Here is a 17134-nt window from a genome sequence, read left to right on the forward strand (position 1 = left end):
AAAATGGCGCTGAAGATCTTGAATCTTCAGCGCCATTTTTTTCTCTAAGGTGTTTTTAGCTATTTTTATAAACGCTAAGCGATCCCTAAGAATGAATTAACCACAGTGAAGTAGATCCACATTCCAGAGATATCCACTATCGAAGCCAGTACAGGGCTCACTAACACAGCAGGATCAAGTTTGAAGAATCGAGCGACTATCGGTAACCCGCCGCCGAGTACAGTTGATATGGTCACTTGAATAAACAGAGCAACAGCAATCGCGTAAGCAATCATATTAATGTCGTAACCCCCCGTTGACTGGTTGTCACTGAATAATAAGATTCGGCCAATCATCACTAAGGCGATCGCAAGAGCTAAACAGATAGCAACTCTAAGCTCTTTCCATAGAACGTTGGCCCACTGGCGTTTCTTCAATTCCCCTGTGGCTAAGGCCCTAATGACCAAAGTCGCAGCTTGTGTTCCTGTGTTGCCACCCGCGGCAGCGATTACCGGCATATAGATCGCCAGAAGTACTAGCTGGCTAAGAATGTCTTCATACTGAGCAATGATAAGCCCAGAGACAATGCCCAGCAGTGCTAAGGCAATAATCCAACCGATACGCTGCCTAACATGGCTAAGCACTCCAGTTGAAAGGTAACCCTGTTGTGGTTCAACCTCTGAGTAGATCAGCCCTAATTGGTGAGCTAGATGTCGAGAGCGCTTCTCAAAGCCCTGCTCTTCTAGCTCACTAAGTAAAGTCTGAATCGTACTAAGAGAGCATTGCCCAAGCACTAACACCGCATCTTCAAGTGGCATTCGGTTTAAAAGGTTAATTTGTTGCTCACGTCCGTACTGTTGAAAAGCATTCGATACAGCTTGGATGTCTTGCTCTGAGTACAGAGCTTCAATAGATAAAAAAGTGTTGTTCATTACCGTCATGGCGAATCTCCCGATTGGCAAAGGTAACGACCATCAAAACAAGTAGCCTATAGAGAGTACCCCGAGAGTATAAAGCGGTGTACACCAAGAGCGTATAGCTATATACATCAAGAACATACAACTAAGCGCACCAAGAGCTTAAAGCACTGATGTGTCTACTTGTTAGAATCTAGAGTGTGGAAAAGAATGAGGGGGAAAACAAAGATACCCTACCCGAACGGCAGGATAATAGATCAATACCGAGACAGGTTATTCTTCTCCATTCAAACTAGGAGGATGGTCGGTATTGTTCATAAAAATCTCCAAAATTACTGTCAATATGACAGCGCGCATAGTGTAGCAATGCACGTTCAAAAACTTCGTCAACTTTGTGTCAATAAAAAAGGCATCCGTGGATGCCTTTTGTTCAATTATTGATGTGTGTTATTACTTAATAGTAATACGAGCAAACTTACGCTTACCTACTTGGTAAACTGCAGTACCTGCTTCAGGTACAAACTTGCTGTCTTCAATCTTCTCGCCTTCAAGCTTAGCAGCGCCTTGCTTGATCATACGCATCGCATCAGAAGTCGAGTTTACAAGACCCGCTTCTTTTAGAACGTTCGCAATCGGTAGGCCGGCTTCGAATTCAAATTCAGGCATTTCATCAGGAACTTGGTTCTTAGCAAAACGGTTAACGAACTCTTGCTCAGCCGCTTCAGCATCGGCTTCGCTGTGGAAACGAGCAATGATCTCTTTAGCAAGAAGTACTTTCACGTCACGAGGGTTTTTGCCCGCCTCAACGCCAGCTTTCAGTTCCGCAACTTCTTCAAGAGGACGGAAAGACAGTAGCTCGTAGTAGCTCCACATTAAATCGTCAGAGATAGACATAATCTTACCAAACATCTCGCTTGGTGCTTCGCTGATACCGATGTAGTTGTGCGCAGACTTAGACATCTTCTTAACGCCGTCTAGACCAACAAGTAGTGGCATCATCAGTACCGCTTGTGGTTTTTGACCTGCTGCTTTTTGCAGTTCACGACCCATAAGAAGGTTAAACTTCTGGTCAGTACCGCCAAGCTCAACATCGCTCTCTAGTGCAACAGAGTCGTGACCTTGAAGAAGTGGGTACATGAATTCGTGGATTGCGATCGGTTGACCACCAGCGTAACGCTTTTTAAAGTCATCACGCTCAAGCATACGAGCAACAGTTTGGTTAGAAGCAAGACGAATCATGCCTTCTGCACCAAGCTCAGATAACCACTCAGAGTTGAAACGAATTTGCGTTTTCGCAGGATCTAGAATCTTGAATACTTGCTCTTTGTAAGTTTCAGCATTCTTCAATACGTCTTCACGGCTTAGCGGTGGACGTGTTGAGTTCTTACCTGATGGATCACCAACCATTGCTGTGAAATCACCGATAAGGAACGTCACTTCATGACCAAGCTCTTGGAAAGCACGAAGCTTGTTAAAGATAACCGTATGGCCTAGGTGGATATCTGGAGCGGTTGGATCGGCACCCAGTTTAATGCGTAAAGGACGACCTTCTTTTAGTTTCGCAATCAGTTCGTCTTCTGGAATCAGTTCTTCTACGCCACGTTTGATCTCGGCTAGTGCAGCTTCAATACTCGCCATTCTTGTTCACTCCCACAGATTTGGCAAAAATATAATAATTAGACATCTTACTTGAATAGCGATGTATTTTGAAACCAGTTACACTATTCCGTCGTCTATTTTCATAATATTTACAGAACGAACCGGAACATGTTGTCTATTTTTGCACGCCTTCCCATTTTGCACCGGGCATTTATCGCATTTTTTAGTGCCGTAATTTTTATCGCTATTTTCTTACTCCCCGACGTCAACAGCTTACGTGACGATACGGGAGCTTTAGTCGTTGGAAAACACTACCCACTGACGATCAGTGCATCAGCACTTGTTAGCTCAAGTGACGCACCACCGACGGCAGTACTCAAATGGGAGAAATACACCGTTCGCTCTGGCGAAAGCACCTCTGTTTTATTTGAACGTATTGGCCTTTCATACCGTTTACTGATCACTCTACTCAATACCAACAACGATATTAAAAAGCAGCTGTCCAATCTAAGACCTGGCGACGTATTACAATTCGGCTTTGATGAAAACAACGACCTTATTCAGTTGAAGCGACAACTTAGTGCGTTTGAAAGCTTCAAAATCACTAAGTCTGGCGATTCATTCTCCTCTAGCTTCGACAAAAAGGAAGTGGCCTACCAATACAACTATGCCGAAGCCAACATCACGTCTAACTTCTGGAACGCCGGCGTCAATGCAGGCCTAACTGCAAACCAAATTATGGAACTGGCGGGCATCTTCGGTTGGGATATCGACTTTGCGTTGGATATTCGCAACAACGACAGCTTTAAGATTTTGTACCAAGAGAAAGTCGTTGAAGGCGAAGTGATTGGTCGCGGCAAGATCATGGCGGCAGTATTCAAAAACCAAGGTGATTCATTTACCGCGGTATTAGATGATAGAAGCGGCAACTACTTCGATGAAAATGGTCGTGCTATGAAGAAAGCCTTCTTGCGCTCACCGATTGATTTTCGCCGTGTAACATCGAACTTTAACCCTCGTAGAAAACACCCAGTAACCGGTAAGGTTCGAGCTCACCGAGGCACCGACTACGCAGCCCCTGTTGGCACACCTATCTGGGCAGCCGGTGACGGTATTGTTCAGAAATCGGGTTACAACCAATTCAATGGTAACTACGTGTTCATTCGCCACAGCAACACCTATATCACTAAATACCTGCATATGAAGCGACGTATGGTGAAAACAGGTCAGCGCGTAAAACAAGGCCAAACCATTGGTACTTTGGGCGGTACAGGCCGTGTGACTGGCCCGCACTTACACTATGAATTCTTGGTCAATGGCGTACATAAAAATGCGCGAACCGTGAAATTACCGCAATCTAAGTCGTTAACCGGTAAAGCAAAAGCAACCTTTATTGCCAACTCAGAGATTCGACTGAATAACCTTGAGCGATACGGCCAGTTGCTAGCGACTAATTAGGCAACTAGATACCAATTAGGTTAAGAGCCCTATAAACCAACGAAAAGAGCGCCCACCAAGGCGCTCTTTTTTATGTTCATCGAACCACTGTATCTACTATTTTTCAGGCTTCTTATCTCGCCCTAGCATCAGCAAACAAGGCGTCAGCACCAAGGTTAGTACTGTCGCAAATGCCAAACCTCCCGCAATCGCCGTAGCGAGTTGCGACCACCATTGCGTACTCGGCGCGCCAAACTCTATTTTTTGATTAATCAGATCGATGTTCATTTCTAACACCATCGGCATCAAACCTAATATGGTAGTGACCGTAGTAAGCATCACTGGTCTTAAACGCTGAACACCGGTTCTCAGAATTGCATCGCGCTTATCTAAGCCTCTTTTGATTAACTGATTATAGGTATCAATCAGCACGATATTGTTGTTCACCACTATACCTGCCAGTGCAATCACTCCAATACCGGACATCACGATACCAAACGGACGTTGGAAGATAAGCAGACCAACAAACACACCAACCGTAGAGAACAGCACCGCACTAAGAATCAGGAATGCTTGATAGAAACTATTAAACTGAGTAATCAAAATCAACGCCATTACCGCCAGTGCAACCATGAATGCACTTTGTAAGAAGGCAGAAGAGTTTTCTTGCTCTTCATTTTGACCACGGATACGAAATTCTACGCTATTAGGTAGCCCCAATTCACTTAACGCTTGCTCAATCTTTGGCAGTTCGAGGGCAAGGTTATAGCCCTCTTCCATATCCGCCATGATGTTCACTACGCGCTTACCATCGAGGCGTTTAATCGTATCTTGCTTGTGGTCGGGAACAATCTGAGCAAAGTTGGTGATCGGCACCAAGCCAGCAGGTGTTTTGACTCTCAACTGGTCAAAGCGTCCGATATCTCTTTTATCATTAGGGTAACGCACCAAGATATCGACCTCTTCTGATGAGTCATCAGGCAGGTAATCACCAATCTTGAGACCATTGGTAACGAATTGAACGGTATTACCCACCAAGGTCGCATCAGCGGAAAAGCGTGCGGCATCGTCTCGGCGAATATCCACTTTCCAATCAATGCCATCTTTGCTTGCTGTATCACTGATGTTAGTCAGAGCTTGATTACCATCCGCCCAGTTTCTTACAATTTTTGCAGCCTGATTCAGCTGTTCTGGTGTTGTTGCTGACAGCTCAATCACTAAATCATTTTCAACCGGAGGCCCTGCATCTGGAAACTTATATTCAATCTCAACACCAGCGTATTGATCGGTTTGCACCTTCAATTCATCAATAATCGCTTTAACACTACGACGATATTGCCAATCAACAGGAGTAATCGAGATCAAGCCAATCTGGTCGTCCCCCCCCGTGCGTGTGTAAACAGTATCGAACTCATCATGATTAAGCATCATTTGCTCAATATCGCGCATGATGTCATCTTTTTCTTGAATAGAAAGATCACCATGTGAGCGAACTTTGACATTAAAGAATGGTGGATCAACCTCAGGGAAGAACTCTGCACCTAGGCCCGCTTTGGAGTAAGTAAAACCAACTGCAACCGCGAGCAATATCGCACTGAACAGAATCTTAAAGGGATGCTTAATCGCAATCGAAAGCGTGTGGTAATACGCCTTGGTTAAGCCCGTTGCTTGTGAAAAATCACCATTATGCAGTGCCACCATTCGAGCTTGGCTCTTGGGCGATACGTATTGAGGTTTGCCAATCAAGCCACCTAATACCGGTACAAACAACAACGCCATAATCAATGAAGCGGTTAGCGTTGCAATCAGTGTTAGTGGCAGAAACTTCATGAATTCGCCTGTCACATCCGGCCAAAACAGTAACGGAGCAAATGCAGCTAAGGTTGTCGCTGTCGATGCGGTTATCGGCCACGCCATCCGTTTCGCTGCGTCTCGGTAAGCTTCTTTTCGACCTTCACCTTCTTGCATTCGCCTATCGGCAAACTCGGTAACAACAATCGCGCCGTCGACCAACATACCAACGGCCATGATCAAAGAGAACAGAACCACAATGTTGACGGTTAGACCAAACACAGACAACACCAACAATCCCGTGAGGAATGATCCAGGTATTGAAATTCCAACCAATAACGCGGTTCGAACACCAAGAATGGCGATGATAACGATCACCACTAAAATGATGGCGGACAAGATATTGTTTTGAAGATCGTTGAGCATGATCTTCACATCTTTAGATTCATCCCAGGTGTATTTAACCAATAAGTTATTGGGCCATTCCGCTTGTTGTTGAGCACCAGCCATAACCGCTTTAACTAACTCTACGGTTTCGATGATATTTTCACCCGCACGCTTCTTGATATCCAAGACCACCGCAGATTTACCATCTAAACGGGCAAAGCTATCAGGATCTCGAAACGCTCGACGAACCGTGGCCACATCACCAAAGGTTACGACCTGTTTACCATCCACTTTGATAGGTAACTCAAGTACGTCTTTTAAAGAGTTAAACACCGAAGGAACTTTGACTGAGAAACGTCCGTAGCCAGTGTCAACAAAACCAGCGGCGACCACTCGATTGTTCAGAGCGATCAGGTTATAGATATCCGCTTGATCTAAGCTGTAGCTCTCCATCAACAGCGGATCGACAATGATCTCAACAATGTCATCGCGATCGCCTGCAATATCGACCTCTAGAATTTGGCGATAGCTTTCGAGCTTATCCCCAAGCTCTCGAGCAATTTGCACTATGGTGCGCTCAGGAACGGTACCAAACAGAACAACTGACAACACTGGCTGCTCAGACGCGAGCGTCACCTCATTCACGGTCGGCTCATCACTGTCTTCTGGTAATTTTGGTTTGGCTAAATCGACAGCATCACGCACATCAGCCATCGCTTTGGTGAGATCAACGCCAACATTAAACTCCAACACAACTGAGGCGTGGCCTTCTGCTGCGGTTGCGGTCATCTCTTTTACGCCTTCAATCGACCTCAGCTCTTGTTCTATCGGTCTAACCAATAAGCGTTCTGCATCGGTTGGCGAAATACCTTGGTGCCCAACAGAAACGTAGATAATCGGGATGGTAATGTCGGGGCTCGATTCTTTGGGGATCGTGATATAGGTAACGACACCTGCGACCAATATGAGTGCCAAAAGAGAGAGCATTGTTCGAGCGCGAGACAAGGCTGCATCAATAATTGAATACATCGGTTATCTCCTACTCTGCAGTTACGTTAGAGAGTTCAACACCTTGCTCAACAGCAATCACCGAGTCACCATCACGAACAAAACCTTGCCCCACAGTGATGATATCGACACGCTGACCTAACCCCGTCAGCCACACTCCATCTTGCTCAGCTTTCACCAGTTGAATGCCGACAAATTTCACGATTGGTGAGTCGTCAATTGAAACCAAAGTTTTGACCCCAAGATTACCGGCCTCATCCAGTGCCAACATGGCAGGCGTCACTTTGATAGCGTCTCTTGTTTCTAGATTAAGGGTGACTTCAGCACTAACACCCGCAGGTAACAGGCCATCTGAGTTGTCGATTTCAATCTCAATAGGGAAGGTATTGGTTGAGGCAGAAGAGATTCGAGAAACATAGCGCAGACGACCTTCCGCTTCTTCTCTCCCTAACAGGCGAACCAAAGCTGATTGATTGACTAGCAAATGCTGGATATGACGCTCACTGACATCGGCCTCAATAACCAAAGGATCGAGGTCAATCACGCCAGCAACAGGATCGCCAACACCAACGAAATCACCGAGCTCCACCATCAAATCTTGAACCACACCGGAGAAAGGCGATGTGATGACTGTATTTTTTAGAGCCAGTTCAGCATTACGCTTCATAGCCTTCGCTTCAGTTAACGAAGCCTCAGCTGTGGTGTAGGCTATCTCGCCTTGCAGCCCTCTTTTTTTCAGCGACTGCGCCGCCTTAAATTCTTTCTGCTTCAATCGATATAAAGCCGAAGCTCGCTCTAGCTGAATCTCTAAGTCACCTTTATCTATCTGAGCAATGGCTTGCCCTACTTTAACCGTATCGCCTTTCACAACGTTCAACCTAACAATCTTGCCCGCGACTTCCGCTCCCAATCGAGCATGCCTATCGGGAGCTGTGCGACCATAAAGATCTATGGTTTTAAAGGTGGGGGATGAAGTGAATGTTTGAAAGGAAACCTTAGCCAGCGGAATTTCTGTCGCTTTTTTTGCTGGTGACTCTTCCGCTTGCCCCACTCCTAAACCAAGCCAAATCGACAACAGTACAACTAGAACCAGAGAAACCAACCACGGCTGCTTCAGTTTCTGAAAAAATGGAGAGTTAGAAAATAGAGTGGGCATAGCAAATCCTTTTGTCCGATGTGATTAAGGCGCGCTAATTAGCTTAACACCGTCATATGCAACATCCTGATGCACAGAGGTAACTTTAACAGACCCACACCCAACGAAGTTGGACGCTATCGACAGTTTAAAAAATATGGCGTTTACTATAAAGCAAATGAATAAAGTGAAAGCTTAAGTATAACCACCCAAAATAACCTTGGCGTACATGCCTAGAATAAGTCGACTTACTGTCTGTTTTGTATGGTGTATTTTTTACAAACAAAAACACCGAGCATTGGCTCGGCGTTTAAAATATTTCTAATGTAGCTTTCCGTTCAAGCTACCTTTCGTGCACGCTAAACGCTAAATGATGCGCCACAACCACATGTTGTTGTCGCGTTCGGGTTGTTCACAAAGAAACGTGCGCCTTCTAGGCCTTCAGTGTAATCAACCATGCCGCCCATTAAGTACTGTAGGCTCATTGGGTCAACAACCAGCGTCACACCGCTATTTACAATGGTAGTGTCGCCATCATTTACTTTTTCATCAAATGTGAAGCCGTACTGGAAGCCACTACAACCGCCGCCTGTAATGTATACACGCAGTTTTAGCTCTGGGTTTTCTTCTTCAGCAATTAGCGTTTGTACGCGGGTAGCTGCTGCATCAGAAAAGGACAATGGGATATTTACTTCGCTCACGACAACCTCTCTTACCTGTGTCAAAAACAACATGATACAAATCTAAATCGAGACCATAGTTGTTGAGTATTTTCTTATATTCTGGTGATTATCTAATACCTGACTGAAACGTTCAAGTATTCACCACAGGATCGTTCCTTTTACTGCTGTAAACTCGCTAATATCTGACAATTAAAACGCGTAACCACACAAAACAACCAGATTCGGGTGATTATATCAGCGAAGGCATTCCTAGTTGGATTCCGGATAGGTACAATGCGTGCCAATTGGTCCGACAGTCAAAAGAGGATATATCAATGACCAAATCAGCAGAGCTGTACGAAAAAGCACAGCAAACTATTCCTGGTGGCGTAAACTCTCCAGTTCGTGCATTCAATGGCGTAGGTGGTTCTCCTATCTTCGTTGAACGCGCTGATGGCCCACTTATTTTTGATGCTGATGGTAAAGCATATATCGATTACGTTGGCTCTTGGGGTCCAATGATCCTTGGTCACAACCACGTTGTTATTCGTGACGCTGTTACTGCAGCAGCTCAACGCGGCCTTAGCTTTGGTGCTCCAACCGAAACTGAAATCAAGATGGCTGAACTTGTATCTGAGATGGTTCCATCAATGGAACAGCTGCGTATGGTGAGCTCAGGTACAGAAGCAACAATGAGTGCGATTCGTCTCGCTCGTGGCTTTACTGGTCGTGACAAAATCCTTAAGTTTGAAGGTTGTTACCACGGTCACGCAGACAGCCTACTTGTAAAAGCAGGTTCTGGCGCACTGACTTTAGGTCAACCAAGCTCTCCAGGCGTACCGGCTGATTTTGCGAAACTAACGCTAACTGCAACTTTCAATAATCTAGATTCAGTACGTGAAATCTTCGCAGCAAACAAAGGTGAGATCGCGTGTATCATCGTTGAGCCTGTCGCGGGCAACATGAACTGTATCCCACCAGTAGAAGGCTTCCACGAAGGTCTACGTGAGATCTGTGATCAAGAAGGTGCATTGCTAATCTTTGATGAAGTAATGACAGGTTTCCGCGTTGCTGAAGGTTGTGCTCAGGCTTACTACAACATCAAGCCAGACCTAACGTGTCTTGGTAAAGTGATTGGCGGCGGCATGCCAGTGGGTGCTTTTGGTGGTCGTAAAGACGTGATGCAATACATCGCACCAACGGGGCCTGTTTACCAAGCAGGTACGCTTTCAGGTAACCCTGTTGCAATGGCTGCTGGCTACGCATGTTTGAATCTTCTAAGAGAAGAAGGCAACGAAAAGCGTCTAGCGTCTAAAACTAAGCAGTTGGCAAATGGCTTCAAGCAACTTGCTGACAAGCACGGCATCCCTATGCTAGTTCACCAAGTTGGCGGTATGTTTGGTTTCTTCTTCACAGACCAAGAAACGGTGACGTGCTACGAAGATGTAACTAAGTGTGATGTAGAACGCTTCAAGCGCTTCTTCCATCTAATGTTAGATCACGGTGTTTACCTTGCACCTTCAGCATTCGAAGCAAGCTTTACTTCTCTTGCTCATGGTTCAAAAGAACTGGATGCAACACTAGAAGCTGCTGACCGATCTCTTGCGATCATTGCTGCTGAAAGCAAATAATCGAAAGCACTTTATAAGTAGCTAACCGATTGAATTTAGGGCTGCATTAACGCAGCCCTTTTTAATGCATCGACTAAATTAAACTCGAGTATTTCCGCTTAATTACCCGTCAATTTATTCGAAAACCTAACGAAAAACGTCTAACGTTCCCAGAAAAGAAAAACCAACAACATCAGCGTACCTAGGAACATTCTGAACCAAGGGATCTCTTTTTTTATTTGCTGTTCTTCGTCTTGGCATTTCTTATCTTTATTACAGCATCCCATTATCAAAACTCCTCATTGCTAACTCTCTGTTTTGCAGCCATTATAAACTCAGAACGCAAATATAGAGACCATTAACGTGTCAGAAAAACTCAAAATCAACACCAGCCACTGGGTGATCATCATTGCCCTACTTGCGGCGGCTTATGCTTGTTACTTGCTTATCGAGCCTTATGTAAATTCCATAGTAATGGCATTCATCATCTCGTTGCTGATGTTTCCAATTCACGAATGGCTTGAAAAGAAGATACCGAATAAAGAGAACGTAGTCTCTCTACTTTCTTGTGTGATCCTGACTTTCATTATTGTTATCCCTTTATTGGCAGTATTTGCAGCAATTGTTCAGCAAGGCTCTCTGTTCTCTCAGAACACGTACCAATGGGTGACACACGGCGGTATTCAGACTCTGTTTGCACACCCACTTGTGGTCAAAGCGCTGTCGTTTGTGAATAACTACCTGCCTTTCGACAACATTGAGCCCCAAGCCATCGCACAGAAAGTCGGAGAATTCGCGACAAGTTTTGGTTCTAAACTGGTTGGTATCAGTGCGAAAATCCTTGGTGATGCGACCAACTTCTTAATGGATTTCTTCTTGATGCTGTTTGTTCTGTTCTTCTTATTAAGAGATCACGACAAAATCATCAGTGTGGTTCGTCATATTCTTCCGCTATCTCGTAGCCAAGAAGACAAGCTCCTCACTGAGATTGAGCAAGTTTCTAAGTCTGCCGTTATGGGCTCATTCTTAACCGCAATAGCGCAAGGTTTTGCGGGTGGTTTAGGTATGTGGATTGCTGGTTTCCCTGGGTTGTTCTGGGGCACTATGATGGGCTTTGCCTCTTTCATCCCCGTGGTCGGTACCGCTCTAATCTGGATCCCAGCCGCAACCTACTTATTCCTAACCGGTGATACCACGTGGGCAATTTTCCTAACGGTTTACTGTGTCGCGATTGTTGGCTCAATTGACAACCTACTGCGCCCGCTGCTGATGCAAGGTAGTGCAGGCATGAATACCCTAATGATCTTCTTCTCACTGTTGGGTGGTATTCAACTTTTTGGCCTAATTGGTCTTATCTACGGCCCACTGATCTTTGCTATTACTATCGTTCTTTTCAATATTTACGATGAAGAGTTTAAAGACTTTTTAAACCAGCAAGACAAGAGTTGATCAACTGTTCAGCAACTTGGTTGCCGAACCCGTATTAAACACTTCAAGCTTTGGGCGGATTATGCGAAAATCCGCCCTCATTTTTTGCTAACGATTCAATAGAGTGTCCTATGTCAGCTTATATTGCCCCAAGCCAAATTGCTCAACGTCAACTCGCCTACTTTGAAGGCAAACATGTTTTAGTTGCAGGTGAGGCAGAAGACTTATTCCCTGTTGAATTAGCGAAACATTGTGAATCAGTCACCGTGTTTACTTCTAATTACAGCTACTACCGTCAATTAGAAGGCTGCAGCACCATCCAACGTTTTTATGGTGCGGAGTTTACCGAAGAGACCAAAGCCGACTTAGTGATGCTGTACTGGCCAAAGGCCAAAGCGGAAGCGGAATTTCTGTTGGCGATGTTATTTGCCAAGTTAGGTAAAGATACCGAGATTGTCGTAGTTGGCGAAAATCGTTCTGGTGTTAAAAGTATCGAGAAGATGTTTGCTCCTTACGGAAAAGTCGTGAAATACGATTCAGCGCGTCGTTGTTCTTTCTACTGGGGTCAATGCTTCGAGCAACCACCAGCCTTCAACCTACAAGACTGGTTTAAAACCTACACGGTTAACATTGGTGAGCAATCACTGACCGTGAAAAGTCTTCCAGGCGTCTTCAGTCATGGTCAATTTGATGTTGGTAGCCAACTATTACTTGATACCCTGCCAAAACTGAAAGGTAAAGTACTGGATTTCGGTTGTGGTGCAGGCGTATTGGGCGCGGTAATGGCATCTCGTCACCCTGATATCGAACTGGAAATGTGCGACATCAGTGCATTTGCCGTGGCGTCTAGCCAAGCAACGCTAGAAGCCAATGGTTTAACAGGTAATGTCTTCGCCTCAGATGTCTACTCTGACACATCAAAAGATTACCAATTCATCATCAGTAACCCACCATTCCATTCTGGTTTGGATACAAGCTACAGTGCGACTGAAACCTTACTTGCTCAGGCTCCTAACCACATGAAGCGTTCTGGTGAGATGATTATTGTTGCGAACAGTTTTTTAAAATACATTCCAATTATTGAGCAAGCTTTTGGAAAATGCGCGACTCTAAATAAGACCACCAAATTCGCGATCTATCACGCAAGCAAATAGCCTATCTAACACAGCGCAGGGTCAATATCTGCGCTGTCTGTTCATATTTCTATCAAAAGCCCATAAAAATGAGCTTTTGCACACGCTTTAAATACCACTTACTTGTCAAAGTAAAAAAACTCGTTAATTTCGTTAAATTGGAACCCGTTAATTCTATTCTCTGTACTTGTTTTCATCCCTTTCAAGCAGTACATCAAAGGAAAGTAGTACCCAATTTATGTTTAGATTCTATCGTAAGCAGAAGTTTAAGCGCCTTCAAAATACCCTAATGCTGGCATTTCTTGTCCTTAGTATTACCCCAGTAACACTTATCGCGATATTTTTCCTCCAATCGCACAGTCAGGATCTTCAGGAACAAAGTACTTCGCACCTTGTTTCCGTCCGTGATACTAAACAGCAGCAAATTGTCGATTACCTACAAGCTCAAGAATCCCAAGTGATGGGTTTTGTTCGCTCAGAGCTTGCCAATGCCAGTGGCGGACGATTCTATGGTTTGATCAATGCATTCCAACGCCTAGGGTTAGACATTGACGAAGCACGCGCTAATGCGCAGCAACGCTACATTCAAGGATCGGGCGATCAAATCAAAACATCGATTCTCCCTGAATCCAGCAGCTTTATTGGCAGCGAGCGCTATCGCCTATTGCACAAGCGCTACCACAACTCTTATTTGGAGCTGCTTAAGCGTTCTGATTTTGACGACATTTTATTGGTCGACATTAACGGCAACATCGCTTATTCAGTTTTTAAGCGCGATGACTACGGCACCAACTTGCTGACAGGTAAGTACAAAGATGCAAACCTCGGCAAAACCTTTCAACGCCTGGAAAAGGACGTAAAAGACAAACGCAAATCCAACGAAGACTACACGCCGGTTATCGTTTCTGACTTTAAAGACGAAAATGGTAAACAGACCGCATGGTTAGGCGCACCTATCGTTCAACAGGGCTACCTACACAGTTACGCCATGTTTAGACTGCCCATCAATGGTATTACTAAGCTTATTGCCGATCTCAACAAGAGTTCGAATATTCAAACCTTGCTTGTCGGCGATGATCATCTGCCACGTAGCCTTGCCCATTCACAAGAGTCGATTAATCTGAGTTTAGATGTTGTTGATAAAGCTCTGGCAGGAGAAACGGCCGTTGGCACCTTCGACAACGCTCAGGATCAAGCGATCATCGCTGCATATACTCCAATTGAGCTCAAATATGCGACTTGGGCACTCGTCGTCGAGCTTCCAGAAAAAGAAGCGTTTGCCCGTATTCATCAGTTAGAAAAGATCTTTGTGATCGTGATGTTGACGGCGATTATTCTTGTATTTGTCGCATCCCATTATCTGTCTAACTTCATCACATCACCGTTACTCAAGCTCACATGGGCAGCAGAGAAAGTCTCTGCGGGTGACCTTGATGAAACCATGATTAATACCGAACGAAAAGATGAGATAGGCCGCCTCGCGGTAAGCTTCGAAAGAATGCAACGTTCGATTCGTGAAAAGATGCTGCTCATTAAGAGCCAAAATGATGAGCTTGAGGACAACCTTAAGACCATTCAAAAACAAAATGAAGAGTTGCAACTGGCTAACAAACTTAAAGATGAATTCTTAGCAACAACATCACACGAATTGAGAACGCCATTACATGGCATGGTAGGTATCGCTGAAGCGCTAATATCTGGTGCAAACGGTCCTATTCCTGCCAACCAGAAGTACCAGTTGGATATCATCATCAATAGTGGCCAGAGATTGGCAACACTGGTCGATGATCTACTTGATTACCACAAAATGCGCTACGGCAGTTTAGACATAAATAAATCTGCTGTTGATTTATCTGCTGCTACCAGCTTGGTACTAGAATTGTCACATCATCTGTTGGGCAATAAGCCAATCCGAATTATTAACCAAGTACCCAGTGACTTAGGGTTGGTTTCGTCCGATCCTCAACGATTAGAACAAGTGATGTATAACTTGGTGGGCAATGCCATCAAGTACACATCAGAAGGTAAAATTGTTATCTCAGCAAGCGTTATCGACGACAACATTCGTGTACAAGTTGTTGATACAGGCCAAGGCATACCTGCTGAATACTTAGAACACATCTTTGAGCCACTGATTCAAGCAGGACAGGACTCAAGTAACTATCGCCAAGGTGCAGGGCTTGGGTTGTCCATAAGTCGTCAATTGATTGAACTGATGGGCGGTTCACTGTACGTAAGTAGCCAACCAATGCTTGGCACGACGTTCAGCTTTACCCTACCTTTAGCCACCCAAGAAGAATTGGATAACTACAGTGATTCAGGAAGCTATTCGCACTTCCAAGCGCCAGATTTAATTGATAACAGCCAACAAGAAAATAGTGTTATCAGTGAAGATCCAGACGGTCCGTTACTGGTTATCGCCGACGATGAACCAGTAAATTTACGCGTGCTAGACAGTTTCTTGAAATTGGAAGGTTATCGAGTGCGCACCGCATGTGACGGCCCAGAAACCATTGAACTGATTGAGAAAGAGAAGCCAGAGTTACTTCTGCTCGATATTATGATGCCAGGTATGAGTGGCTATCAGGTGTGTGAAGCACTGCGTAAGCAATACGATCATGCACAGTTGCCAATCATCATGCTCACAGCTCTTAATCAAGCAGAAGACCGTGTTCGTGGCTTTGAAGCTGGTGCCAACGATTACTTGTCTAAACCGTTCAACAAACAAGAGCTGGCGGCGCGAATTACGGCTCACTTATCAGCAAGTAAAGCTGAGCAAAGACGTCTTGAGAATGATCAATTGCAACTGGAGCTTAAACACAGAGCCATGGTTGAAGCGAACCTGCTAGAAACTCAAGGGCGCTTGCTAGAGCAGCTAGAATCAGCCCCTGAGGCCATCATCTGTATTCGTGATGACCAACGAATTCGATTTGCCAACGAAGCTGCAGCAAAACTATTTAGGCGCGGGCAAGAGCAGCTTAAACGCTCTATGGCCGATGAGATCATTGCGCCTAAATACCTTAAGGTGGAACAAGCTCACTACTGTGGTGATATTGACATCTATATAGACGACACTCGTCAGCGAATACCAAGTGATATCCTTAAGCTACCTGAAGGCTCAGGGCTCGACACCATGTATATCTTTAATGTTGGTGGTGGGGTTAACTCAAACCGAGTCAATAACCTTGAAACGGCGGTTGAGGCACTTTCAAGCTACGCCTTTGAGGGTGACAAAGATAAACTTCAACAACTGAAAGAACTTGGCGGTGAATTTACTCGCCTCGCAGATAAAGCAACCGGTGAAGGTAAAAACAAACAAGAGCTGATGCGTGAAGTGCTGGTCGATGTCATGACCAATGCCATCATCTACTGGGAGTCTGTTACAGGGGAAACCAAGTTTGCCTTCGCAGAGAAGAGTGGCTTGTGGCGCGTCTACCTAGACCGCAGTACCCTGCAAACTAGAACGCTAGACAAATATCTACGTGTAGAAACTCTACCGAAAACGCCTCGCTGGCGAACGGTACTGAGCTCTATCGAGTTTATACTTGAGCACTGTAAAGAACAGACACCTGAAAGAACTCATATTGAGACCCTAAGGGATAAGCTACAAAAACTACTGACCAGTTAGCTCTGAAGTAAGCTCAAGCTACTGTAAATAATGAAGCCCACCTAGCGTGGGCTTTTTTGTGAATATCGTACGCGACCAAAGGACAATGACGTCGATTCAAACACACTTCTTTTACGGCATTAAACAAGCAAAATGACACGTTACTCAATCTTAAACAATCACCAGTTCAGTTACTATTTTGAGCCTTATTCTTGGCTGAATTTCACATTCCTCCGGCTCTTTGTTGCAGTTTGAGAAGCGAGTCACAACAGAACGGCAGATTTAATTTTCTAGAAAAATTTAACGTAAAACAGGTAAGTGACCGAGATCTACAATTACATCACCGTAAGATAAACCCCTATAATTAAAAGCCGAAAAGGTTAGTGACCACTTACAAAAAGCTACCACCACAAAACCAAATGCGAGTCACATCACCTTAAC

The 17134-nt window shown here is 44.8% G+C and carries 11 protein-coding genes; 5 read left to right on the forward strand and 6 right to left on the reverse strand.

Annotated elements, in window-relative coordinates; all coding sequences use genetic code 11:
* Positions 1-74: 74 nt before the first annotated feature.
* Together AB4513_RS03870 and tyrS are read right to left on the reverse strand one after the other, a co-directional pair.
* The gene (locus AB4513_RS03870; RefSeq protein WP_009847552.1) at positions 75-920 is read right to left on the reverse strand and encodes a magnesium transporter; all 846 of its coding nucleotides are present in this window, start codon (positions 918-920) and stop codon (positions 75-77) included.
* A 426-nt stretch (positions 921-1346) separates the two neighbouring features.
* Positions 1347-2534: a tyrosine--tRNA ligase gene (gene tyrS, locus AB4513_RS03875; RefSeq protein WP_004734518.1), complete on the reverse strand. Its 1188-nt coding sequence runs from the start codon at positions 2532-2534 to the stop codon at positions 1347-1349.
* Between the two features lie 129 nt (positions 2535-2663).
* Here tyrS and AB4513_RS03880 point away from each other — a divergent pair, with 129 nt between their 5' ends.
* The gene (locus AB4513_RS03880; RefSeq protein WP_009847553.1) at positions 2664-3953 is read left to right on the forward strand and encodes a peptidoglycan DD-metalloendopeptidase family protein; all 1290 of its coding nucleotides are present in this window, start codon (positions 2664-2666) and stop codon (positions 3951-3953) included.
* Positions 3954-4049: 96 nt separating this feature from the next.
* On the opposite strand, the gene AB4513_RS03885 is transcribed toward AB4513_RS03880, so the two are convergent.
* The 3 genes from AB4513_RS03885 to erpA all read right to left on the reverse strand — a co-directional run bounded on the left by AB4513_RS03885 (position 4050) and on the right by erpA (position 8954).
* A complete protein-coding gene (locus AB4513_RS03885) occupies positions 4050-7139 on the reverse strand; it encodes an efflux RND transporter permease subunit (RefSeq protein WP_102257747.1) in 3090 nt (1029 codons plus the stop codon).
* Positions 7140-7149: 10 nt separating this feature from the next.
* On the reverse strand, positions 7150-8274 hold the full coding sequence (locus AB4513_RS03890; protein WP_012604711.1) for an efflux RND transporter periplasmic adaptor subunit: 1125 nt from the start codon (positions 8272-8274) through the stop codon (positions 7150-7152).
* A 338-nt stretch (positions 8275-8612) separates the two neighbouring features.
* The gene (erpA, locus tag AB4513_RS03895; protein ID WP_004734539.1) at positions 8613-8954 is read right to left on the reverse strand and encodes an iron-sulfur cluster insertion protein ErpA; all 342 of its coding nucleotides are present in this window, start codon (positions 8952-8954) and stop codon (positions 8613-8615) included.
* 296 nt (positions 8955-9250) lie between these two features.
* On the opposite strand from erpA, the gene hemL reads away from it, so the two are divergent.
* On the forward strand, positions 9251-10546 hold the full coding sequence (gene hemL / locus AB4513_RS03900; RefSeq protein ID WP_009847556.1) for a glutamate-1-semialdehyde 2,1-aminomutase: 1296 nt from the start codon (positions 9251-9253) through the stop codon (positions 10544-10546).
* 140 nt (positions 10547-10686) lie between these two features.
* Here hemL and AB4513_RS03905 read toward each other — a convergent pair whose 3' ends face one another.
* Positions 10687-10812 carry a hypothetical protein gene (locus AB4513_RS03905; protein ID WP_009847557.1) on the reverse strand — a complete coding sequence of 42 codons (126 nt, stop codon included), beginning with the start codon at positions 10810-10812 and terminating at the stop codon, positions 10687-10689.
* A gap of 76 nt (positions 10813-10888) precedes the next feature.
* On the opposite strand from AB4513_RS03905, the gene AB4513_RS03910 reads away from it, so the two are divergent.
* From AB4513_RS03910 to AB4513_RS03920, 3 genes are all read left to right on the forward strand, one after another.
* Positions 10889-11974 carry an AI-2E family transporter gene (locus AB4513_RS03910; RefSeq protein WP_009847558.1) on the forward strand — a complete coding sequence of 362 codons (1086 nt, stop codon included), beginning with the start codon at positions 10889-10891 and terminating at the stop codon, positions 11972-11974.
* Between the two features lie 110 nt (positions 11975-12084).
* A complete protein-coding gene (rsmC, locus tag AB4513_RS03915) occupies positions 12085-13107 on the forward strand; it encodes a 16S rRNA (guanine(1207)-N(2))-methyltransferase RsmC (protein ID WP_009847559.1) in 1023 nt (340 codons plus the stop codon).
* Between the two features lie 217 nt (positions 13108-13324).
* Positions 13325-16714 (forward strand): response regulator, encoded by a 3390-nt coding sequence (locus tag AB4513_RS03920; RefSeq protein WP_009847560.1) that lies wholly within the window; start codon positions 13325-13327, stop codon positions 16712-16714.
* Positions 16715-17134 lie beyond the last annotated feature (420 nt).

It is taken from the genome of Vibrio sp. 10N.222.54.E6, from assembly GCF_041473955.1.
Classification (GTDB): Bacteria; Pseudomonadota; Gammaproteobacteria; order Enterobacterales; family Vibrionaceae; genus Vibrio; species Vibrio tasmaniensis_A.